The organism is uncultured Sphingomonas sp. (assembly GCF_936927845.1).
GTDB lineage: Bacteria > Pseudomonadota > Alphaproteobacteria > Sphingomonadales > Sphingomonadaceae > Sphingomonas.
This window is the reverse complement of sequence record NZ_CAKZHV010000058.1, coordinates 192,101-210,310: the sequence shown is the minus strand read 5'-3', so window position 1 is coordinate 210,310 and position 18,210 is coordinate 192,101. Positions and strand designations below refer to the sequence as shown.

The following is an 18,210-nucleotide window of genomic DNA, read 5'->3' as shown; positions in this document are numbered from 1 at the left end:
GTCAGTCGGTGCGCAGCGTCGCGATCAACCAGTCGCGAAAGATGCGCACCGGCTTCGTCTGCAACGCGCGCGGGCGGCAGACGAACCAGTAGGAATACGGGCTCTCTACCTCAAGCTCGAACAAGCGCACCAGCCGCGGATCGTTGGCGTCGTTGAAATGGCTTTCGAGCATGAACGCGACGCCCAAACCTTGCGCCGCCGCCTCCAGCATCAGCGCGCCCGAATCGAAATGATCGACCGCCTTGGGTTCGACCTCGGCAATCCCCGCACTCTGGCGCCAGGCAGTGAAATTGTCGGCCATGTCGCGGTGGAGCAGCACGCTATGGTCGGCGAGCTGTTCGGGCCGCAGCAGCGGGTCCGCGCCTTCCACCAGCGTCCGCGCGCCGATCGCGTACACCTTGTTGCGGTCGAGCCGCTCGGCATAGAGCGTCGGGTCGACCTCGCGCGCGAGCACGATCACTGCGTCGAGCCCCTCGCCCAGCCGCGAGATCGCGTTGCTGCCGGTATCGACGTCCAGGTGCAGCTCGGGCCGCGCGGCGCGCAGTTGCGCGAGCCTGGGGAACAGCCGCTGCGACGCGAATAACGGCAGCACGCCCAGGCGCAGCCGCAGCACCTCGCCGCCACTGGTCATCGATTCGACCGCGTCCGACAGGCTATCGAGCGCGGGTGCGATCGCGGCGAGCAGTCGGTCGCCGTCGGCATTGGGGGTCATCGCCTGGTGCCGGCGGTCGAACAACGGACGGCCGAGGAAGCGCTCCAAGGTCTGGATGCGTCGGCTGAGCGCAGGAGCGGAGAGCGCGAGCTCGGTCGCCGCGGCCTTGATCGAGCCCAGCCGCGCGACCGCGACGAAGGCTTCGATGGCAGTGAGCGGTGGCAGACGGCGCATGGCTGGTCCGTTTCGGGCGCGGCGCGAACCGCAAACTGTAAGCGCAGGGTGGCAGGCGATTGCCGTTTCTGCAATCGTACTACGACCTTTTCGCACTTGCAACATGACCTGCTGCGACGCAGAAAGATCGGGCCTTTCAGGCATCCTCTCCTAAAAACTTTCACGGGCCGGTCATCTGATCGGCCCTTTTTTTCGTTTGCGCTGGATCAGCATGCACGCCGCATGCGCTCGCAATCGGGAACCCGCCGCCTATCTCCTGCGCTCGACGCTTTCGAGCGAGTGAGGGACCGATGGCCGACGCCGAACAACCTACCAAATTGCAGGTCGCCAATGCGCGGCCCGAGGATTCCGGCCGCGGCATCGCGCATCTGCCGCGCGCGATCATGGCCGCACTTGGCATCACCGACGGCGACGTGATCGAGATTTCGGGCAAGAAGGTGACGCCCGCACGGGCGGTCGGCCCGTATAACGAGGACGAAGGGCTCGCGCTGATCCGCATCGACGGGTTGCAGCGCGCCAACGCCGGGGTCGGCTCGGGTGACTTCGTCGAGGTACGCAAGGCCGAGTCGAAGCCTGCAACGCGAGTCGTGTTCGCACCCGCGCAGCAGAACCTGCGTCTCCAAGGGTCATCCAACGCACTGAAGCGCACCTTTATCGGACGTCCGTTCGCGCAAGGGGATGTGGTGGCGACCGCGGGGCATCAGCGCGTGCAGAACATGCCGCCGGGCATGGCGCAGTTCGTCAACGCCCCCGCCTATGCGTTGCAGGAAATCCGCCTGCTCGTCGTGTCGGCGAGCCCCAAGGGAATCGTCCACGTCGACGAGAATACCGAGATCGAACTGCGCCCCGAATATGAGGAGCCCGAGGCTGCGCGCCGCGCCGACGTCACCTACGACGACATCGGCGGCATGGCGGCGACGATCGATCAGTTGCGCGAAATGGTCGAGCTGCCGCTGCGCTACCCCGAATTGTTCCAGCGGCTAGGCGTCGATCCGCCCAAGGGATTGCTGCTCTACGGCCCGCCCGGGACCGGCAAGACGCGCCTCGCACGTGCGGTCGCGAACGAATCGGACGCGCAATTCTTCCTGATCAACGGCCCCGAGATCATGGGCTCGGCATACGGCGAGTCGGAAGGCCGGTTGCGTCAGGTGTTCGAGGAAGCGGCCAAGAACGCACCCTCGATCGTGTTCATCGACGAGATCGACTCGATCGCACCCAAACGCGGGCAGGTTTCGGGCGAGGCGGAGAAGCGCGTCGTCGCGCAGCTTCTCACGCTGATGGACGGGCTGGAAGCGCGCGCCAACCTCGTCGTCATCGCCGCCACCAACCGGCCCGAGGCGATCGACGAGGCGCTGCGCCGGCCCGGCCGCTTCGACCGCGAGATCGTCGTCGGTGTGCCCGACGAGCGCGGGCGGCGCGAGATCCTGGGCATTCACACGCGCGGCATGCCGCTCGGCGATCGCGTCGATCTGGCCGAACTCGCGCGCACAACCTTCGGCTTCGTCGGCGCGGACCTTGCCGCCCTGACGCGCGAGGCGGCGATCGAGGCGGTGCGACGCATCATGCCGCAGTTGAATCTGGAGGAGCGCACCATCCCACCCGAGGTGCTCGACACGCTGGCGGTCACGCGCGAGGATTTCATCGGCGCGTTGAAACGCGTTCAGCCGAGCGCGATGCGCGAGGTGATGGTGCAGGCGCCGACGACCAAGTGGAGCGACGTCGGCGGACTGGACGACGCGCAGATGCGGCTGAAGGAAGGCGTCGAGCTGCCGCTCAAGAACCCCGACGCGTTCCGCCGTTTGGGTATCCGCCCGGCGAAGGGCTTCCTGCTCTACGGTCCGCCCGGCACCGGCAAGACATTGCTCGCCAAGGCGGTCGCGCGCGAGGCTGAGGCGAACTTCATCGCCACCAAGTCGAGCGACCTGTTGTCGAAATGGTACGGCGAGAGCGAGCAGCAGATCACGCGGCTGTTCCAGCGCGCGCGTCAGGTCGCGCCGACGGTGATCTTCATCGACGAGCTCGACAGCCTCGTCCCCGCGCGCGGCGGTGGGCTGGGTGAGCCGCAGGTGACCGAGCGCGTGGTCAACACGATCCTCGCCGAGATGGACGGGTTGGAGGAGCTGCAATCGGTTGTCGTGATCGGCGCGACCAACCGGCCCAATCTGGTCGACCCCGCGCTGCTGCGTCCGGGCCGGTTCGACGAGCTGATCTATGTCGGATTGCCGACACGCGAGGGGCGGCGCCGCATTCTTGGCATCCAGACGCAGAAGATGCCGCTGGCGAGCGACGTCGACTTGGACGACATCGCTGCGCGGACCGAGCGTTTCACCGGTGCCGACCTGGAGGACGTGGTGCGCCGCGCCGGCCTGATCGCGTTGCGCGAGCGGATCGACAATGCCGAGGTCAGCCAGGCCAATTTCGAGCGCGCGCTGGACGACTCGCGGGCAAGCGTCACGCCCGAGGTTGAGCGCGAATACGAGCAGATGGCAGCCAAGCTAAAACAGGAGGCCAACGCGATCCAGCCGATCGGCTTCATCGCGCCGGGCCAGCTTACCCCGCGCGGACCGAAGGGCAGCGACTGACCTGATGGGGGCGCCGCTGCTCCGCCGCGGTGGCGTCTTCACACCTCGGGATCGCTCCACACCTGCGCGTCGGCATCAGGCGTGCGCAATGCATGCCACGCATAGACCAGCAGGATCACGCATGCCGCGCCCGCGGTCAGGTACGGCAGTGAGTGCTGCACCTCGTACAAGCCCACCCCGATCGAGGGGCCGAGCACGAAGCTCGCGCCATTGACGCTCGTCACCTTGCCCGCGACCGAGCCTTGTGCGGCGGGGCCGACCGCGAGGCTTGATCCTGCGGTAAAGCCGGGGCGCGTGAAGCCGAAGCCCAGGCTTGCCAGCGCATAAGCGGTCGCGATGCCGTAGAGCGAGGTGGCGAGCCCCGTCAGCGCGGTACCCGCCGCGGCGAGCACCAATCCCACGAGTACCAGCGCGCGGGGTTTGAGGTTGAGCGTCGGGATCAGCCCCCATTGCGCGAGCAGCGCCGCGCCTGCACCCATCATCAGCACGATGCCGGTCGGCTCAAGCGCGGCGGCGGGCGCGACGTTCAGCCGGTCGATCACCAGAAAGCCGATCGCCTGTCCCGTCATCGCCTGCGCGTGCCCCATCACGAGCCCGGCGATCATCCATGCCCTGATCCGCGGGTCGGTGTAGCGCACCTCGGTTCGTCCCTCTGCGGTCGCGGCGGTCACGCTCGCGCCCGATGCCTGCCCACCGATCGAGGGATAAGCGTTCGCCGCGCCGTGGATTCCAGGGGCAATGCCGCGATCGTCGGGCAGCACGCGCCTCACCGTCACGAACACGATCAGCCCGAATATCGCGAAGACGAACGCCGGCCCTGCCAGCCCGACCTCGATCGTCCCGGCATGGCCGAGGATCAGATAGGGCGCGAGCGCCGGCCCCAGGATCGTCCCCAGCCCGAACGCCGAGGCGAGCAGGGTGAGTGCGCGCGTCCGCTCCTCGCGCGTGGTGTTGCCCGCGACCAGCGCCTGTACCGCGGGCGGTGCCGCTGATCCGAACGTGCCGTAGATCAGCCGGCCGAGGATGAAGAGCACGAACGCGGTCGTGCCACCGATCCAGCCGTTGATTCCGGCAGCCAGGAACACGCCGCACAAGGTCAGGCTGACGCAGAAGCCGCCCATGCCGAACAGGATCATCAGCCGCCGCCCGTGCCGGTCCGATCGCCTGGCCCAGAAGGGCGCGGCCACCACCCACAGCAGCGCCGACACCGAAAAGGCCGCGGCGACCGCGCTGTCCTTTACGCCCAGCGATCGCCCGAGCGCGGGCAGCACCGATTGCAGCGCGGTGTTCCCCGCCGCGATCGTCAGCATGACGAGGAACATGAGCGCGAAGCTCCGATCGAACCCGCGCTTCATGCCGCTTCCTCCTCTACCCTGCGCCAGCCGTAGCTGCGCGACACATGTGCGACGTGCAGGTCGTAGCGATCGTACCACCGCCCGCGGCCCGCCTCGCGCACCGCCGCATGCTCGGGGTGCTCACGCCACGCGACCGCGCTTGCCTCATCCGCCCAATAGCTGACGGTGACGCCGAATCCGTCGTCGCCGCGCGCGGCGTCGATCCCACAATAGCCGGGCTGCTTCGCGGCGAGCGCACCCATCGCCGTGGCCGCGGCAGCGTAGCCCGCCTCGTCCACGCGCGTGCGCCAGGCAGCGAAGATCACCGCCACCTGACCGCCCCTATCCTCCCGGGCCCTGTCCTCCCGCGCCGCTGTTCTGTCGTCCGGCATATCCAAGCGATTAGGCGCTTGGGGCCGCGGCGCAACCCCGCTATGGCAACCGACGCGCTTGACCAAGCGTTCGTCCAACCGGGCTGCGCGGAGCATGCAGCGCGGACATAACGGGAGCAGTGCTTTTCCTCATGCCCAGTTCGACCAACGCGATGCGTCGCGCCCGGCCCGCCGGTGTCCCCGGACCGCTGCAGATGTTCTTTCAGGGTTTCCTGAAGCACCCGGTCATGGTCGGCTCGATCATCCCCTCGTCCGACCGGCTGATCCGCAAGATGCTCGCGCCCGTCGACTGGGCCAATTGCAAGCTGTTCGTCGAATATGGCCCTGGTGTGGGCACCTTCTGCCGCCCGATCCTGGAGCGGATGGCGCCCGACGCGATGTTGATCGCGATCGACACCAACCCCGATTTCATCCGCTACCTCGACCACACGATCACCGATTCGCGCTTCGTCGCGGTCGAGGGGTCGGCCGCCGACGTCGAACGGATCATCGCCGAACACGGTCATCAATCGGCCGATTACATCCTGTCGGGCCTGCCCTTTTCGACGCTGCCCGACGGCGTCGGCCCAGCAATTGCGGCGGCGACGCACCGGGCGCTGCGCAAGGATGGCGCGTTCCTGGTCTATCAATTCAGCCCCAAGGTCCGCGACTTCATCGCCGCGCATTTCACGCGCATCGACCACGACATGGAATGGTGGAACGTGCCGCCGGCCCAGCTGTACTGGGCACATAAGGACTGAGGTGAAGCGCGCGCCGCGAGGATGATGCGGCAGGCGGTGCCGGACTGCTGGTGAACCTTTTCCTTACAGGTCCTCACCGCGAAAGTTCAGGCCGCGCGACACCGTGGGGTCGAGCACGCCGACGATCAGGTATGCCGCGAACTGCTTGGTGCGCTGCCACCAGCCGGTCGCCTGCGCGTATACGTCGCGCGTGATCTCATGCGAGTGTGAGATCTCGCCATCGACATAATCGCGCACCTGCGCAGCGAAATCCGCATCCTCGATCCGGAGCATCAGCTCGAGATTGATGAACAGGCTGCGCATGTCGAAATTGGCGCTGCCGACATAGACCGCGTCGTCGACGACGTAGAGCTTGGTATGCAGCTTGGTCGGCTGATATTCGTAGACACGCACGCCTTTCTTCAGCAGCCCGCGATAGGTGAAGCGTGCCGCGGCGATCGTCGCGTCATTGTCCGACTTGGCGGCGGTGACGACGCGCACCGACTGGCCCAGCCGCCCCGCGCGGTCGAGCCGCCGCAGGATCGTGGGGCTCGGCGTGAAATAGGCCGCGATCAGATCAATCCGGTGCGCGCGGCGCATGTCGGTACGGATCGCGCGCGCCCAGGGCGACAACCGCCGCGTCGGTCCGCCGATCAGCCAGCGCAGCCGGCCTTGCGTCTCGCTCCAGCGCGACAGCGCGCGGTTGAGGTGGCGCAGCTTGCCCTTGGGCTCGCGCACCCATTCTTCCAGCGCGTCGAAATAACCCGCCATGCGCGACGCGGCCTCGCCCTCCACCAGCAGGCCCAGATCGCGCCACGCCTGTTCGCGCGCGGTGCCGAAATAATCGTCCTCGACGTTGAACCCGCCGGTCAGGATGCGCGCGTGCGCGGTCCCCGCGTCCGCGAGCGCGAGTTTCTGATGATTGCGCAGCAGGTAGCGCCGGCCGAACCGCGGCGAGAAGCGACACACCGAGATGCCGGCGGCGCGAAGGGGATCGAAGAAGTGCGCGTCGGCGTCGTCGCTGCCGAAGCCGTCGACGATCAACGCCACGCGCACCCCCCGGGCTGCCGCTGCGACCAGCGCATCGTTGATCCGCCGCCCCGACGCGTCGTCGGCGTAGATGTAGAAGATCAGCCGCAGCGACGTGCGCGCCTGCGCGATCAGGTCGAGCAGTGCACGGCGCCGGTCGGGCCCCTCGGTCAGCAGCGTCAGGCGGTGACCGTCGACGGTTATTGGTCGGGCGGTGCCGGCGCCCTGTTCGGCGGATTGCGCGTTCGTTGACTTCATGACGCCCTCGTCATACACAGGCATCTTCCCGTTTCCGTTTTTTTGCAAGGAAGCCGCCCATGGCGCGCGTGACCGTCGAGGATTGCGTCGATAAGATCCCGAACCGTTTCGACCTGGTGCTGATGGCCGCGCAGCGCGCGCGCCAGATCTCGGGCGGGGCGGAACTGACGCTCGATCGCGACCGTGACAAGAATCCGGTCGTGGCGCTGCGCGAGATCGCCGAGCAGACCGTGCGCCCGCGCGACCTGAACGAGGCCGCGATCCAGGGCATGCAGCGGGTGCAGATCGACGACGAGGACGAGGCGGACGAGGTCGGCAGCCTGGCCGCGTCGGCGGAGGCGCTGCGGCTCACCGCCGCCGCCCCGCCGCGCAACCAGAATCTGGGCGCCGATTACGACGGCTGATCGTTTGGCGACGATTGCTGCGACGGCCGGCCGCTCGCCCGAGCGGTCGGCCGTTGTCGTCTCTGCCGTCCGGGATCATTGCCGGAGCGTCACCGACATGCTGATGCGCTTCGCATCGCCGGGGGCGATCAGGAACACGCCGGGCTTGTCGCGGAACTCGCCGGTGTAATCGACCGGGTCGGCGATCCCGTGCCACGGCTCGATGCAGACGAACGGCGCGCCGGGCTTGGTCCAGATGCCCAGCATCGGCGTGTCGGGAAAGGCGATCTCGAGCGCGGGTCCGGTATCCGCGCCGTAGCGGACCGACTGGCTGTGGACCCGGTCCCAGATCAGCGCGTCGCGCGCGAACAGATCGTCGGCGAGGTGCAGCGTCCGGTCGTCGAGCGGCGAGGTGCGCCGCTCCGCGGTGATCTGCCCATCGGAGTCGAGGACGCGCAGCGGCTCGAACTCGTCCGCGGCAAAGGTGATGCGATGATCCTCGCGCGTGGCGCCATATGGTAGCGGCCAGGCAAAGGCGGGGTGGAAGCCGAAGCTGGCGGGCAAGGGCGTATCGCCCGGATTGTGGATCGTGATCGCGAGTTCGAGCGTCGCCTGCACGATCGTGAACGCCGCTCCCAGTTGGAACGCGAACGGATAGGATGCGCGCGTGTCGGCATCGTCCCCGAGCGCGAACACGACCCGCGACTCCTCGTGCGACACGACCTGGAAGTCGCGGCGGCGCGCGAAGCCGTGCTGCTTCATCGGATATACCTGACCGTCGACGCGGATCGTCTCGCCCGCGGGCTTGCCGACGACCGGAAACAGCAGCGGCGCGCGCCCGGTCCACCAGCGCGGGTCGGCATCGGTCATCAACTCGCGCCCCTCACCATCACGGATCGACGAGAGTTCGGCACCGTGCGGGTTGATCGCGGCAGACAATTCGTCGGACGCGATGGTGAGCCAGCCGTTCTCGGCCGCGGAAGGGTGATCGGACATGCGAGGCGCAACGCGCGAGGCGCGATTTGGAACCCTTGCCCACGCCGGATCATTGACGAGCCGCAACGAACAAAGGGGTGCTATCAATGAAGACCGTTCTGAAGGCCGCGGGCGTGGCCGGCCTGCTGATGCTGGGCGCGTGCGGCGGCAATGCCGACGACAAGGCAGCCGACAACATCGAGGCGATGACCGAGAACCGCGCCGACGCGCTCGACGCGCAGGCCGACGCGACTGCGAACGAGCAGGTGTCCGACGCGCTCGAGGACCGCGCCGACAACGTGCGCGAGATGGGCGAAGACGCGGCGGACAAGGCCGACGACAACGACGACGCGCGCGTCGAGCAGCAGGTCAAGAACCAGTTGTGATCACAAGCGGCGGCGGGGCAACTATGTCCCGCCGCCAGCGATCGTACGCGCGGGCAAGTCGGCTGAGCGACGGTGCGTAGCGGCTGGAATGAGCGGCTGGAATGAACGATTGGGGTGAGCGACTGGGGTGAGCCGATCCGCTACAGCGTCGATATGACGCATCCCATTCGAGTCGGCATTGGCGGCTGGACCTTCGAGCCGTGGCGCGGCAGCTTCTATCCGCCCAAATGGCCGATCAAGCGCGAGCTGGATTACGCCAGCCGGCACGTTTCCGCGATCGAGGTCAACGGGACCTTCTATTCCTCGTTCAAGCCAGCGACCTTTGCCGCGTGGCGTGACGCGACGCCCGAGGGCTTCGTCTTCGCGCTGAAGGCATCGCGTTACTGCGTGACGCGCAAGGTGCTGGCGGAAGCGGGCGAGTCGATCGCGCGGTTCGTCAACCAGGGTATCGTCGAGCTGGGCGACAAGCTTGGTCCGATCCTGTGGCAGTTCGCCGACACCCGCCGCTTCGACGCGGACGATATCGCCGCCTTTCTGTCGCTGCTGCCCTCCGCGCACGAGGGCATCCGCCTGCGCCATGCGGTGCACGTGCGCCACGACAGTTTCTTCACCCCCGCGTTCGTCGCGCTGTGCCGGTCGGCGGGGGTCGCGATCGTCTACGCCGATGCGGCCGACCATCCCGCGATCGGCGACGTGTCGGGCGACTTCGCCTACGTGCGGCTGGAAGATGCGCGCGAGGACGAACCGACCGGCTACGCGCCCGCGGCGCTGGACGGCTGGGCGGAGATGGCGCGCACGCTCGCCGCCGGCGGCACGCCCGCAACGCTGCCGTGCGCTGCCGCACCGGCGCCGGTGCAGCCGAGAGAAACGTTCGTGTTCATGATCAACGGTGCGAAGATCCGTGCCCCGCAGGCCGCGATGGCGTTGATCGAGCGCGTCGGCACGCCGATCACCTGATCGCGCGCTAGAGGTAGTTTCCCAGATCGGCCGTCGGCGCCGGTTGCGGCGGGATCGTCGGCGCCGGCGCCTCGATCGCGCTGCCGGGCGCGGCAGCGGCAGCGGGCGTGGGCGCGGGTGAGGCTTGCGCAACCGGACCGACGATCGCGATCGTCTCCAGCTGGTCGAGCGCGCGGTGCGCGTCGACGTAGCGCTTCGCCGCCGCGGTCCAGCTGCCCGCATTCGCCGCGCCGGGCAGCCGCTGCGCCTCGGCGAGCGCGTCTTCGATCCGGTCCGCGTCGATCAGCCGGCGTACGCGTGCGAGTCGATCGGCCGGTAGCGGCGACGGCGTGCCAGCCTCATGGATCACGACCAGGTTGCGCAATTCGGCGCCGAGCCCGCCCCACCAGCTACTCTCGCGCGCGAGTAACGTCGGCGCGGCGGCATCGAGCCCCTCGCGCAGTGTTTCCAGCGTGACGGGATTGCGCGAGGCGCGGATCACCGCCGCCGCTTCACGCGAGGCAGCCGGGAAGCGCAGGCGCAACTGCTCCTCGAGATAGCCGAGCTCGAGCCCGCGATCGATCGCGCGGCGCGCGGCAAAGGCGATCAGGATCGCCTCGGCGCGGGCGGCGCGCCCTTCGGCGTCGCTGGCGCTGGTACCGATCGTCGCCGCGCGCGCTTCCAGACTGGCGATCTGCGCGGCGAGCGCGGTTTCGCGCGCCGACAGCGTCTGCGGATCGACGCTGGCGGACGGCGCCTGCTGCGCCGTCGCGCGCGCGGGCGCGGACACGTTCGATTGCGCTTCGCCGCGTCGCAGCCAGCCGGGTTCGTTGCGGATCGCGTAGATCATCAGGCCGAGCCCGACCGCGAGCACCAGCGCCGCGATCAGCACCGCCGGCCCCATGCGCGATCGCCGCGCGCCGTCGCCGAACGGATGGTCGTCAGTCATGCCGCGCGTTATCCTCGCGCCCGCGTGCCGGGTCAATCGCGAGCATGGCGGCGAGCGCGACGAGCCGCGCGTCGCTGGGGGCATCGGCGACGGCGACGCGCCGCCATCCGCTGCCGGCCGCCGCCGCGACCTTGGCACTGAGCACGGCGAGCACGATTTCCTTGCGCGGCAGGTCCGCCACCAGTGCCGCGAAGCGGGTCGCCGCGCGCGCCGAGTGGAGCAGCACGACGGCGGGAAGCGCCGCCGCGAGCGCGGCGGGCGCGACCGGTAGCGGCTCGCTGGCATAGACGACCGCACAGGCGACGCCGGGAAGCGCGACATGCTCTCGCCCGGCGAGGTGGAGCAGCCGCGGGTAGGCACGCGCGGCGGCGACCACGGCGGCCGCATCGTCGTGCCCGGTCACCGCGACCGTCAAACCCGCCGCGCGTGCCGCCTGCGCGGTGGCCGCGCCGACCGCGACGACGGGCAGGTGCGCAACGCACGCGAGTGTCGCACCTGCCATGCGGACCGCATTGGCGCTGGTGAGCAGCAGCGCGTCGAAGCGTCCGTCAGGCACCTGCCACGCGAGCGGTCGTACCGCGAACAAGGGAATACCCACGGCCACGACCCCGGCGTCGCGCAGCGCCGCAACCGTGCGCGTGTTTCCCGGCTCAGGCCTGAGCACCAGCGCGTGCGCGGCCCGACCGCCATCGTCGCTCACCCCGCGAACAATCGCCTGACCGCCGCGGGCGCGCGCGCGAGCAGATCGTGCGCCAGCGCAGCGCCGACCTCGTCGCCGGCGCGCATCACACCCTCGACCGACTCGTCGCCGCGCTCGGTCAGCAATTGTGCGCGCAGCGACACGCCACCCTCCTCTACCCGCGCGAGTGCCGCGACGGGCGAGTGGCAGTCGGCTGCCAGTACCGCGAGCAACGCGCGCTCGACCGCGACGGCGCGGTGCGTGTCGGCGTGGTCGATCGCCGCCACCAGCGCGCGCGCGCGCCCGTCCGCCAGCGTCTCGATCCCGACCGCGCCCTGCGCGGGGGCGGGCAGCATTTCGTCGAACGGAATCGCCACGCCGGTGTCGTGCCGGCCCAGCCGGTCGAGCCCCGCCGCCGCGAGCAGGGTCGCGTCGACCTCACCAACCGCCAGCTTGCCCAGCCGCGTGTCGACGTTGCCGCGGAACAGCACGGTCCGGATGTCGGGACGCAGCCGCCCGAGCTGTGCCGCGCGCCTGGGGCTGCTGGTGCCCACCACCGCGCCGTGGCGCAGGGCCGCGATCGACTCCGCGCCGATCAACCGGTCGCGCACGTCGGCGCGCTCCAGCATGGCGGCGATCGCGATCGCGCGCGGGCGGATCGTTTCCACATCCTTCATCGAGTGGACGCAGGCGTCGACCTCTCCCGCCAAGAGCGCGCGGTCGAGCTCCTTGGTCCATAGCGCCTTGCCGCCGATCTCGGCCAGCGCGCGGTCCTGCACGCGGTCGCCGGTGGTGCGGATCACGACGATCTCGACATCCGGCCAACCATGCGCTGACATCAGCGCGTCGCGCACCATCCCCGCCTGTATCAGCGCGAGCGGCGATCCGCGTGTCCCCAGTCGAAAGCTGTCAGCCATGTGCCGCCTATCGCCGACCGATCCGGCCTGAGCAACCCGCGCGTCCCGTCGCGCGAGTGTCGCCACGCCGGTGGCAGAGACGGTAGCATGGTCGCACCGCGTTCCCCTTTGCCGCGCGATCCCCTACATCGCGGCAATGCTGATCCTGGGTCTTGAATCCTCCTGCGACGAAACCGCTGCCGCGCTGGTCACCGGCGACCGCCAGGTGCTGGCGCATCGTCTGCTGGGGCAGGAGGCGGCGCACGCGCCCTATGGCGGGGTTGTGCCCGAGATCGCGGCGCGCGCGCATGTCGAGGCGCTGGAGCCGCTGGTCGCCGCAGCACTCGCCGATGCAGGGGTCACGCTCGCGCAGGTCGACGCGGTCGCCGCGACCGCGGGGCCGGGGCTGATCGGCGGCGTGATGGTCGGGCTCGTCACCGGCAAGGCGCTGGCGCATGCGGCGGGCAAGCCGCTGGTCGCGGTCAACCACCTCGAGGGGCATGCGCTGAGCCCGCGACTGTCCGATCCCGATCTCGACTTTCCATACCTGCTGCTGCTCGTGTCGGGCGGGCATTGTCAGTTGCTGCTGGTCGAGGGTGTCGCGCGCTATCGCCGGCTCGCCACCACGATCGACGATGCCGCGGGCGAGGCGTTCGACAAGACCGCGAAGATCCTGGGACTGGGGTTCCCGGGCGGCCCCGCGGTCGAGCGGGCCGCGCTGGACGGTGACCCGCGCGCGGTGCCGCTGCCGCGCCCGCTGCTGCGATCGAGCGAGCCGCATTTCTCCTTCGCCGGGCTGAAGGCCGCGGTGGCGCGCGCGGCGAACGATCACGCAGCGGTTGATCTGGCCGCGTCGTTCCAAGCGGCAGTGGTCGATTGCCTAGTCGATCGCACCCGCCGCGCGCTGGGGCGCGCCGGGCCGGTCACCGCGCTGGTCGTCGCGGGCGGAGTTGCCGCCAATTCGGCGATCCGCGCCGCGCTACAGTCGCTCGCGGCCGAGCACGACTTGCGCTTCGTCGCGCCGCCTTTGTGGCTATGCACCGACAATGCCGCGATGATCGCCTGGGCGGGGACGGAGCGCTTCGCCGCCGGGTTGACCGACCCGCTCGATGTGCCCGCGCGCCCGCGCTGGCCGCTCGACCCGCGCGCCGAGGCGGTGCGCGGCGCGGGGGTGAAGGCGTGATCGGCGTCATCGGCGGCGGGGCGTGGGGCACCGCGCTGGCGCAGGTCGCGGCAAATGCGGGCCACGCGGTGAGATTGTGGGCACGCGAGCCCGAGGTGGTGGCGGATATCAACGCGGCGCACCGGAACGCCGCCTTCCTGCCCGACATCGCGCTGTCACCCTCTATCAAGGCGACGCAGGACTGGTCCGCACTCGCTGGTGCGCGCGCCATCCTGGTCGTCACCCCGGCGCAGCACATGCGCGCGGTGCTGGCGCATCTGCGTGATCACACCGCGCCGCTGATCCTGTGTTCCAAGGGGATCGAGGCCGGCACGCTGCTGCCCTTGCACGAGGTCGCGCGGCAGGCGGTGCCCGGCGCGCCGATCGCGGTCTTGTCGGGCCCGACCTTCGCGCATGAGGTTGCCGCGGGTTTGCCCACCGCCGTGACGCTGGCAGCGGAGGACCCTGCGCTCGCCGCCGAACTCGCCGCATTGATCGCGCAGCCGGCCTTTCGCCCTTACGCATCGAGCGACGTGATCGGCGCGGAGATCGGTGGCGCGGTCAAGAACGTGCTCGCGATCGCGTGCGGCGTGGTCGATGGCGCCGGACTGGGACAGAATGCGCGTGCCGCGTTGATCGCGCGCGGATTCGCCGAGATGACGCGTTTCGGGCTGGCGCGCGGTGCCCGCGCGGAGACGCTCGCGGGGTTGTCGGGGCTCGGCGATCTGGTGCTGACGTGCTCGTCGACCAGTTCGCGTAACTTCTCGCTCGGGCGCGGTATCGGTCAGGGTAGCCCGGCGGCAACGCTGCTGGCGAACCGACTGACGGTCGCCGAGGGCGCGCACACCGCCCCGGTGCTGCGCGAGGCCGCGGCGCAGGCGGGCGTCGACATGCCGATCACCGAGGCGGTGTGCCGCTTGCTAGAGGGCGCGCCGGTCACCGCGACGATCGAGGCGCTGCTGTCACGTCCGCTCCGCGCGGAGGCGTGACCCGGTCGCGCGCTGGTTCGCGCTTATAAGCGGTCGGGCGCCAGCGCAGTGTTGGACGAGCGCTTGTCCGACACGACCGGCTGGACGAGGTTCAACCGGGTCAGCAGCATCGGCAGGTCTTCAGTCACGAAGGTGTCGAGCGGGGGTGCCCAAGCCTGGCGCAGCGCATCGCGTGCGGCGACGAATGGCGCACCGTGCGGGGCGTTGCCGGGGTTCGTCGGCGCGCCGTCGCGCTCCTGCAGGCGGAAATCGTGGTGAACGGGACGCTCGCCCCGCATTGGCTCGTTCATGGGTCACGCACTAACAAAAGAAACAACGAAGGCGGCGATGGCGACGCCATCCCCGTTCGATCATGCTGCACCAACGCACGACGCGGCTGACGGTTGCTACAAAGCTGCGGCGATCGCTCGCTTCGCCGCAGACGACTCGCCGATCGCCGCTGGCGCCGACGCCTCAGCGCGCGCAGGCGAGGCTTGCCGCGTCGATCGCGGTAGCGGCACCGTCGAGCGCGTAGGTGTCGGCGAACGGACGCCCGCCGGTCGCAACCCCCGACACGCTCATGCTGCGACCGCCGCGCATCGCCGCGACGATCGCGCGGTCGGCCGCGGCATCGGGCGCGCGCGCACCGCGCGTGTCGCCGCGCAGACCGAACCGCCGTTCGCCAATCGTCAGCGTGATCGGCGTACCGGGCTGGCGGAGCACCGAGAAGCGCACGAACACCGCGGGGCGTCGCGCCGCGTCGGTGCGCGCGGCCACGCTCGCGAAGCCGCCGCGCGTGTCGGTACCGCCGCTGGCAGTGACTGGTTGCGCAAGTGCGAAGCAGCGCCGCGGAGGCCCCGCGTCGCGGATCGCGCCCCAACGCTGCCACACGCCAATCGCGTCGCGCTCGCCCAGCAACAGCGCGAGCGCGAGAAGGATTACGCCGCCGCTCACGCGCGCGTCACGCCGGCGCGTAGCCGGTGCCGCGGTGCACCAGCGTCTCTTCCCCGCGCTCGATCAGCGACACGCTGCCCTGCGGATGTCCCGGCAGCACCGGAGCGCCGCACGCCCCGACGGGCGCGCCGGTCGCCACACCGCGCAGGACCCGGCTGGAGATACCGTGCATGACGACCAGCCGGTCGCCCGGATCATGGTCGGTGTCGGCGAGCCAGCCGCCTATCCGCGTCGCGATCGCCGGGTAGCTTTCCCCGTCCGGCGCGCAGCGGAGCAGTCCTTCGCCGTCCACTACCGGGCCGACCTCGGCGACGACGTCGGCGTAATAGCGACCGCCCCAGCTTCCCATGTCGATCTCGACCAGCCGTGCGTCGGTGCGCGCCTGGTGCCAGTCGAGTTCCAGATGTTCGGCGATGATCGCCAGCGTCTGGAGCGCACGCCCCGTCGGCGAGGCCCATAACGTCAGCGTCGGGCGCACGCCCAACCGGTCGCGCAGCGCCCGCCCCATTTCGTCCGCCTGCGCGAACCCCGCGCGGGTCAGCGGCGTGTGCGGGTGGTCGCCCTGCATCCGCCGCGCGGCGTTGAACACCGTCTCGCCGTGGCGCGCGACGAAGTCGCGGCCCTGCCGCCGCGCTGGCTGCACACGCTGATCGAACCCTGTTCCCATGACCGCGGTGTCAACCGGGTGTGGCGCGAAAGCAACGCGAAAAGCTGTTTAGGTGAGGTTCATGCAACCGGCAGCGCTGCTGACTATTTCCCGCATCCCGCCCCAGATCAGGGGCGCGAATGACATGGAGTTGCTCATGCGTACGCTCGTTCTCGCCACCACGGCCATCGCCGCCGCCATTGCCGCGCTTCCCGCCGCCGCCCAGACCGGCCCCGCCGCGCCGTTCACCGGCCCGCGGATCGAGGCGCTCGCGGGCTATGACAATCTGCAGGACGGCAGCGACGGCAGTTCCGAGGGCCGCGACGGTTTCCTCTACGGCGGCGCGATCGGGTATGATATCCAGGCGGGCGGCGTGGTGCTGGGCGCGGACGCGGAACTGACCGACTCGACGTCGCGCGCGCGCAGCTACAATGCGTTCACCGCGGGCGACCGCTTCTCTGTCAACGCCGGCCGCGACATCTACCTCGGCGGCCGCGTCGGCTACGTCATCTCGCCGCTCGCGATGATCTACGCCAAGGGCGGTTACACCAACGCGCGGATCGAATCGCGCTACACCGCGGGCACCACCGAATTCCGCGACCACACCAACCTCGACGGTTTCCGCGTCGGCGCAGGGCTGGAGTACAACATCACGCCGACCGCGTACGTGAAGGGCGAGTATCGTTATTCGCACTACGGCGACGTCGACGGCTACAACATCGACCTCGACCGTCACCAGTTGCTGGGCGGTGTCGGCATCCGCTTCTGACGCGATTTCATGCGCGATCGACGCTTTCCCCCAAGCTCTTAACGCTTTTCACAGGGTAAGCGCACAAGAAAGACGGCCGGGGCGCTTGCTCCGGCCGTTTTCTTTTGGCTAGGAAACATTGGCCATATCGCCCCTGGTAAAGACCTGCGGGCCGGGGGATTTTCGATGAAGGCGACGATCGAACGCGCAACGCTCCTCAAGGGGCTGAGCCACGTGCAATCGGTGGTGGAACGGCGCAACACCATCCCGATCCTGTCCAACGTGCTGATCGAGGCCGTGGAAGGCTCGCTCAGGCTGATGGCGACCGACCTCGACCTGCAGATCAACGAGAGCGTCGCGGCCGCGGTCGACCAGCCCGGTGCGATCACCGTGTCGGCGCACACGCTGTTCGACATCGCGCGCAAGCTGCCCGAGGGCGCGCAGGTGTCGCTGTCGGCGGCGGACGGGCGGATGGCGATCGTCGCGGGGCGCGCGCGGTTCAGCCTGGGCACGCTGCCGCGCGACGACTTCCCGGTGATCGCGGAAGGCGAGCTGCCGACCAGTTTCGAGCTGCCGGCCGAGACGCTCAAGCAGATCATCGACAAGACGCGCTTCGCGATCTCTACGGAAGAAACGCGTTATTATCTGAACGGCATCTTCCTGCACCTGTCGGACGACGTGCTGAAGGCGGCGGCGACCGACGGCCACCGCCTCGCGCGCGTGACGGTCGCGAAGCCCGAAGGGTCGGACGGGATGCCCGACGTGATCGTGCCGCGCAAATGCATCGCCGAGCTGCGCAAGCTGCTCGACGAGGTCGACGGCTCGGTCGGCGTGTCGCTGTCCTCGACCAAGATCCGCTTCGATCTGGGCAGCGCGATCCTGACGTCGAAGCTGATCGACGGCACCTTCCCCGATTACAGCCGTGTCATCCCGACCGCGAACGACAAGATCCTGAAGCTCGATCCCAAGAGCTTCATGGAGGGCGTCGACCGCGTCTCGACGATCGCGACCGAGAAGACGCGCGCGGTGAAGATGGGGCTCGACCGCGACCGCATCACGCTGTCGGTGACCAGCCCCGAGAACGGCACCGCGGCGGAGGAAGTGCCGGGCGAGTATGTGTCGGCGCCGTTCGAGATCGGCTTCAACAGCCGCTATCTGCTCGATATTCTGGGGCAGATCGACAGCGACCTGGTCGAGGTCCACCTGGCCGACGCCGCCGCGCCGACGCTGATCCGCGAGAACGACAAGTCGCCCGCGCTCTACGTGCTGATGCCGATGCGGGTGTGACCGCCACCTGACCGGGCGTCGCTGCGTCCGGCCACCATGGT

The 18,210-nt window shown here is 69.4% G+C and carries 20 protein-coding genes; 9 read left to right on the top strand and 11 right to left on the bottom strand.

Features of this window, described 5'->3' with window-relative positions; genetic code table 11:
• Position 1: 1 nt before the first annotated feature.
• A complete protein-coding gene (locus Q0579_RS10045) occupies positions 2 to 886 on the bottom strand; it encodes a LysR substrate-binding domain-containing protein (protein WP_298811819.1) in 885 nt (294 codons plus the stop codon).
• Positions 887 to 1,176: 290 nt separating this feature from the next.
• Between Q0579_RS10045 and Q0579_RS10040 the strand changes: the two genes are divergently transcribed.
• Positions 1,177 to 3,468, top strand: a complete 2,292-nt coding sequence (locus Q0579_RS10040) for a CDC48 family AAA ATPase (RefSeq protein WP_298811818.1) — start codon at positions 1,177 to 1,179, stop codon at positions 3,466 to 3,468.
• A gap of 38 nt (positions 3,469 to 3,506) precedes the next feature.
• Here the strand turns inward: Q0579_RS10040 and Q0579_RS10035 are convergent, their stop codons facing one another.
• Both Q0579_RS10035 and Q0579_RS10030 read right to left on the bottom strand, forming a co-directional pair.
• Positions 3,507 to 4,823 (bottom strand): MFS transporter, encoded by a 1,317-nt coding sequence (locus Q0579_RS10035; protein ID WP_298811817.1) that lies wholly within the window; start codon positions 4,821 to 4,823, stop codon positions 3,507 to 3,509.
• Positions 4,820 to 5,134, bottom strand: coding sequence for an antibiotic biosynthesis monooxygenase (locus Q0579_RS10030; RefSeq protein WP_298811815.1), 315 nt, complete (start codon positions 5,132 to 5,134; stop codon positions 4,820 to 4,822). Before Q0579_RS10030 ends, Q0579_RS10035 begins: the two co-directional genes overlap by 4 nt.
• A 191-nt stretch (positions 5,135 to 5,325) precedes the next feature.
• On the opposite strand from Q0579_RS10030, the gene Q0579_RS10025 reads away from it, so the two are divergent.
• On the top strand, positions 5,326 to 5,934 hold the full coding sequence (locus tag Q0579_RS10025; protein ID WP_219769274.1) for a methyltransferase domain-containing protein: 609 nt from the start codon (positions 5,326 to 5,328) through the stop codon (positions 5,932 to 5,934).
• A 63-nt stretch (positions 5,935 to 5,997) separates the two neighbouring features.
• Here the strand turns inward: Q0579_RS10025 and Q0579_RS10020 are convergent, their stop codons facing one another.
• Positions 5,998 to 7,200: a cardiolipin synthase B gene (locus tag Q0579_RS10020; protein ID WP_298811813.1), complete on the bottom strand. Its 1,203-nt coding sequence runs from the start codon at positions 7,198 to 7,200 to the stop codon at positions 5,998 to 6,000.
• Positions 7,201 to 7,259: 59 nt separating this feature from the next.
• On the opposite strand from Q0579_RS10020, the gene rpoZ reads away from it, so the two are divergent.
• A complete protein-coding gene (gene rpoZ, locus Q0579_RS10015; protein WP_298811812.1) occupies positions 7,260 to 7,604 on the top strand; it encodes a DNA-directed RNA polymerase subunit omega in 345 nt (114 codons plus the stop codon).
• Between the two features lie 75 nt (positions 7,605 to 7,679).
• Here rpoZ and Q0579_RS10010 read toward each other — a convergent pair whose 3' ends face one another.
• Complete coding sequence (locus Q0579_RS10010) at positions 7,680 to 8,579, bottom strand: aldose 1-epimerase family protein (RefSeq protein WP_298811810.1); 900 nt, start codon at positions 8,577 to 8,579, stop codon at positions 7,680 to 7,682.
• 86 nt (positions 8,580 to 8,665) lie between these two features.
• Here Q0579_RS10010 and Q0579_RS10005 point away from each other — a divergent pair, with 86 nt between their 5' ends.
• On the top strand, positions 8,666 to 8,944 hold the full coding sequence (locus tag Q0579_RS10005; RefSeq protein ID WP_298811809.1) for a hypothetical protein: 279 nt from the start codon (positions 8,666 to 8,668) through the stop codon (positions 8,942 to 8,944).
• Positions 8,945 to 9,097: 153 nt separating this feature from the next.
• Complete coding sequence (locus Q0579_RS10000) at positions 9,098 to 9,901, top strand: DUF72 domain-containing protein (RefSeq protein WP_298811899.1); 804 nt, start codon at positions 9,098 to 9,100, stop codon at positions 9,899 to 9,901.
• A gap of 7 nt (positions 9,902 to 9,908) precedes the next feature.
• On the opposite strand, the gene Q0579_RS09995 is transcribed toward Q0579_RS10000, so the two are convergent.
• The 3 genes from Q0579_RS09995 to hemC are packed head-to-tail and all read right to left on the bottom strand — an operon-like array spanning position 9,909 to position 12,425.
• Positions 9,909 to 10,829: a hypothetical protein gene (locus Q0579_RS09995; protein ID WP_298811808.1), complete on the bottom strand. Its 921-nt coding sequence runs from the start codon at positions 10,827 to 10,829 to the stop codon at positions 9,909 to 9,911.
• Positions 10,822 to 11,529, bottom strand: coding sequence for a uroporphyrinogen-III synthase (locus Q0579_RS09990; protein ID WP_298811807.1), 708 nt, complete (start codon positions 11,527 to 11,529; stop codon positions 10,822 to 10,824). The genes Q0579_RS09995 and Q0579_RS09990 overlap by 8 nt, the downstream gene beginning before the upstream one ends.
• Positions 11,526 to 12,425: a hydroxymethylbilane synthase gene (hemC, locus tag Q0579_RS09985; protein ID WP_298811806.1), complete on the bottom strand. Its 900-nt coding sequence runs from the start codon at positions 12,423 to 12,425 to the stop codon at positions 11,526 to 11,528. The genes Q0579_RS09990 and hemC overlap by 4 nt, the downstream gene beginning before the upstream one ends.
• Before the next feature lie 136 nt (positions 12,426 to 12,561).
• Here hemC and tsaD point away from each other — a divergent pair, with 136 nt between their 5' ends.
• Together tsaD and Q0579_RS09975 are read left to right on the top strand one after the other, a co-directional pair.
• On the top strand, positions 12,562 to 13,587 hold the full coding sequence (tsaD, locus tag Q0579_RS09980) for a tRNA (adenosine(37)-N6)-threonylcarbamoyltransferase complex transferase subunit TsaD (RefSeq protein WP_298811805.1): 1,026 nt from the start codon (positions 12,562 to 12,564) through the stop codon (positions 13,585 to 13,587).
• Entirely contained in the window at positions 13,584 to 14,555 is a 972-nt protein-coding gene (locus Q0579_RS09975) for an NAD(P)H-dependent glycerol-3-phosphate dehydrogenase (protein ID WP_298811804.1), read from the top strand. Before tsaD ends, Q0579_RS09975 begins: the two co-directional genes overlap by 4 nt.
• Before the next feature lie 23 nt (positions 14,556 to 14,578).
• Here the strand turns inward: Q0579_RS09975 and Q0579_RS09970 are convergent, their stop codons facing one another.
• The 3 genes from Q0579_RS09970 to Q0579_RS09960 all read right to left on the bottom strand — a co-directional run bounded on the left by Q0579_RS09970 (position 14,579) and on the right by Q0579_RS09960 (position 16,155).
• Positions 14,579 to 14,845 (bottom strand): hypothetical protein, encoded by a 267-nt coding sequence (locus Q0579_RS09970; protein ID WP_298811803.1) that lies wholly within the window; start codon positions 14,843 to 14,845, stop codon positions 14,579 to 14,581.
• Between the two features lie 163 nt (positions 14,846 to 15,008).
• Positions 15,009 to 15,488 carry an invasion associated locus B family protein gene (locus Q0579_RS09965; protein WP_298811802.1) on the bottom strand — a complete coding sequence of 160 codons (480 nt, stop codon included), beginning with the start codon at positions 15,486 to 15,488 and terminating at the stop codon, positions 15,009 to 15,011.
• A gap of 7 nt (positions 15,489 to 15,495) precedes the next feature.
• Entirely contained in the window at positions 15,496 to 16,155 is a 660-nt protein-coding gene (locus Q0579_RS09960; protein ID WP_298811801.1) for a histidine phosphatase family protein, read from the bottom strand.
• Between the two features lie 136 nt (positions 16,156 to 16,291).
• Here Q0579_RS09960 and Q0579_RS09955 point away from each other — a divergent pair, with 136 nt between their 5' ends.
• Together Q0579_RS09955 and dnaN are read left to right on the top strand one after the other, a co-directional pair.
• Positions 16,292 to 16,903, top strand: a complete 612-nt coding sequence (locus tag Q0579_RS09955) for an outer membrane beta-barrel protein (protein WP_298811800.1) — start codon at positions 16,292 to 16,294, stop codon at positions 16,901 to 16,903.
• A gap of 165 nt (positions 16,904 to 17,068) precedes the next feature.
• The gene (gene dnaN, locus Q0579_RS09950) at positions 17,069 to 18,169 is read left to right on the top strand and encodes a DNA polymerase III subunit beta (protein ID WP_298811799.1); all 1,101 of its coding nucleotides are present in this window, start codon (positions 17,069 to 17,071) and stop codon (positions 18,167 to 18,169) included.
• The last annotated feature ends 41 nt before the right edge of the window (positions 18,170 to 18,210 follow it).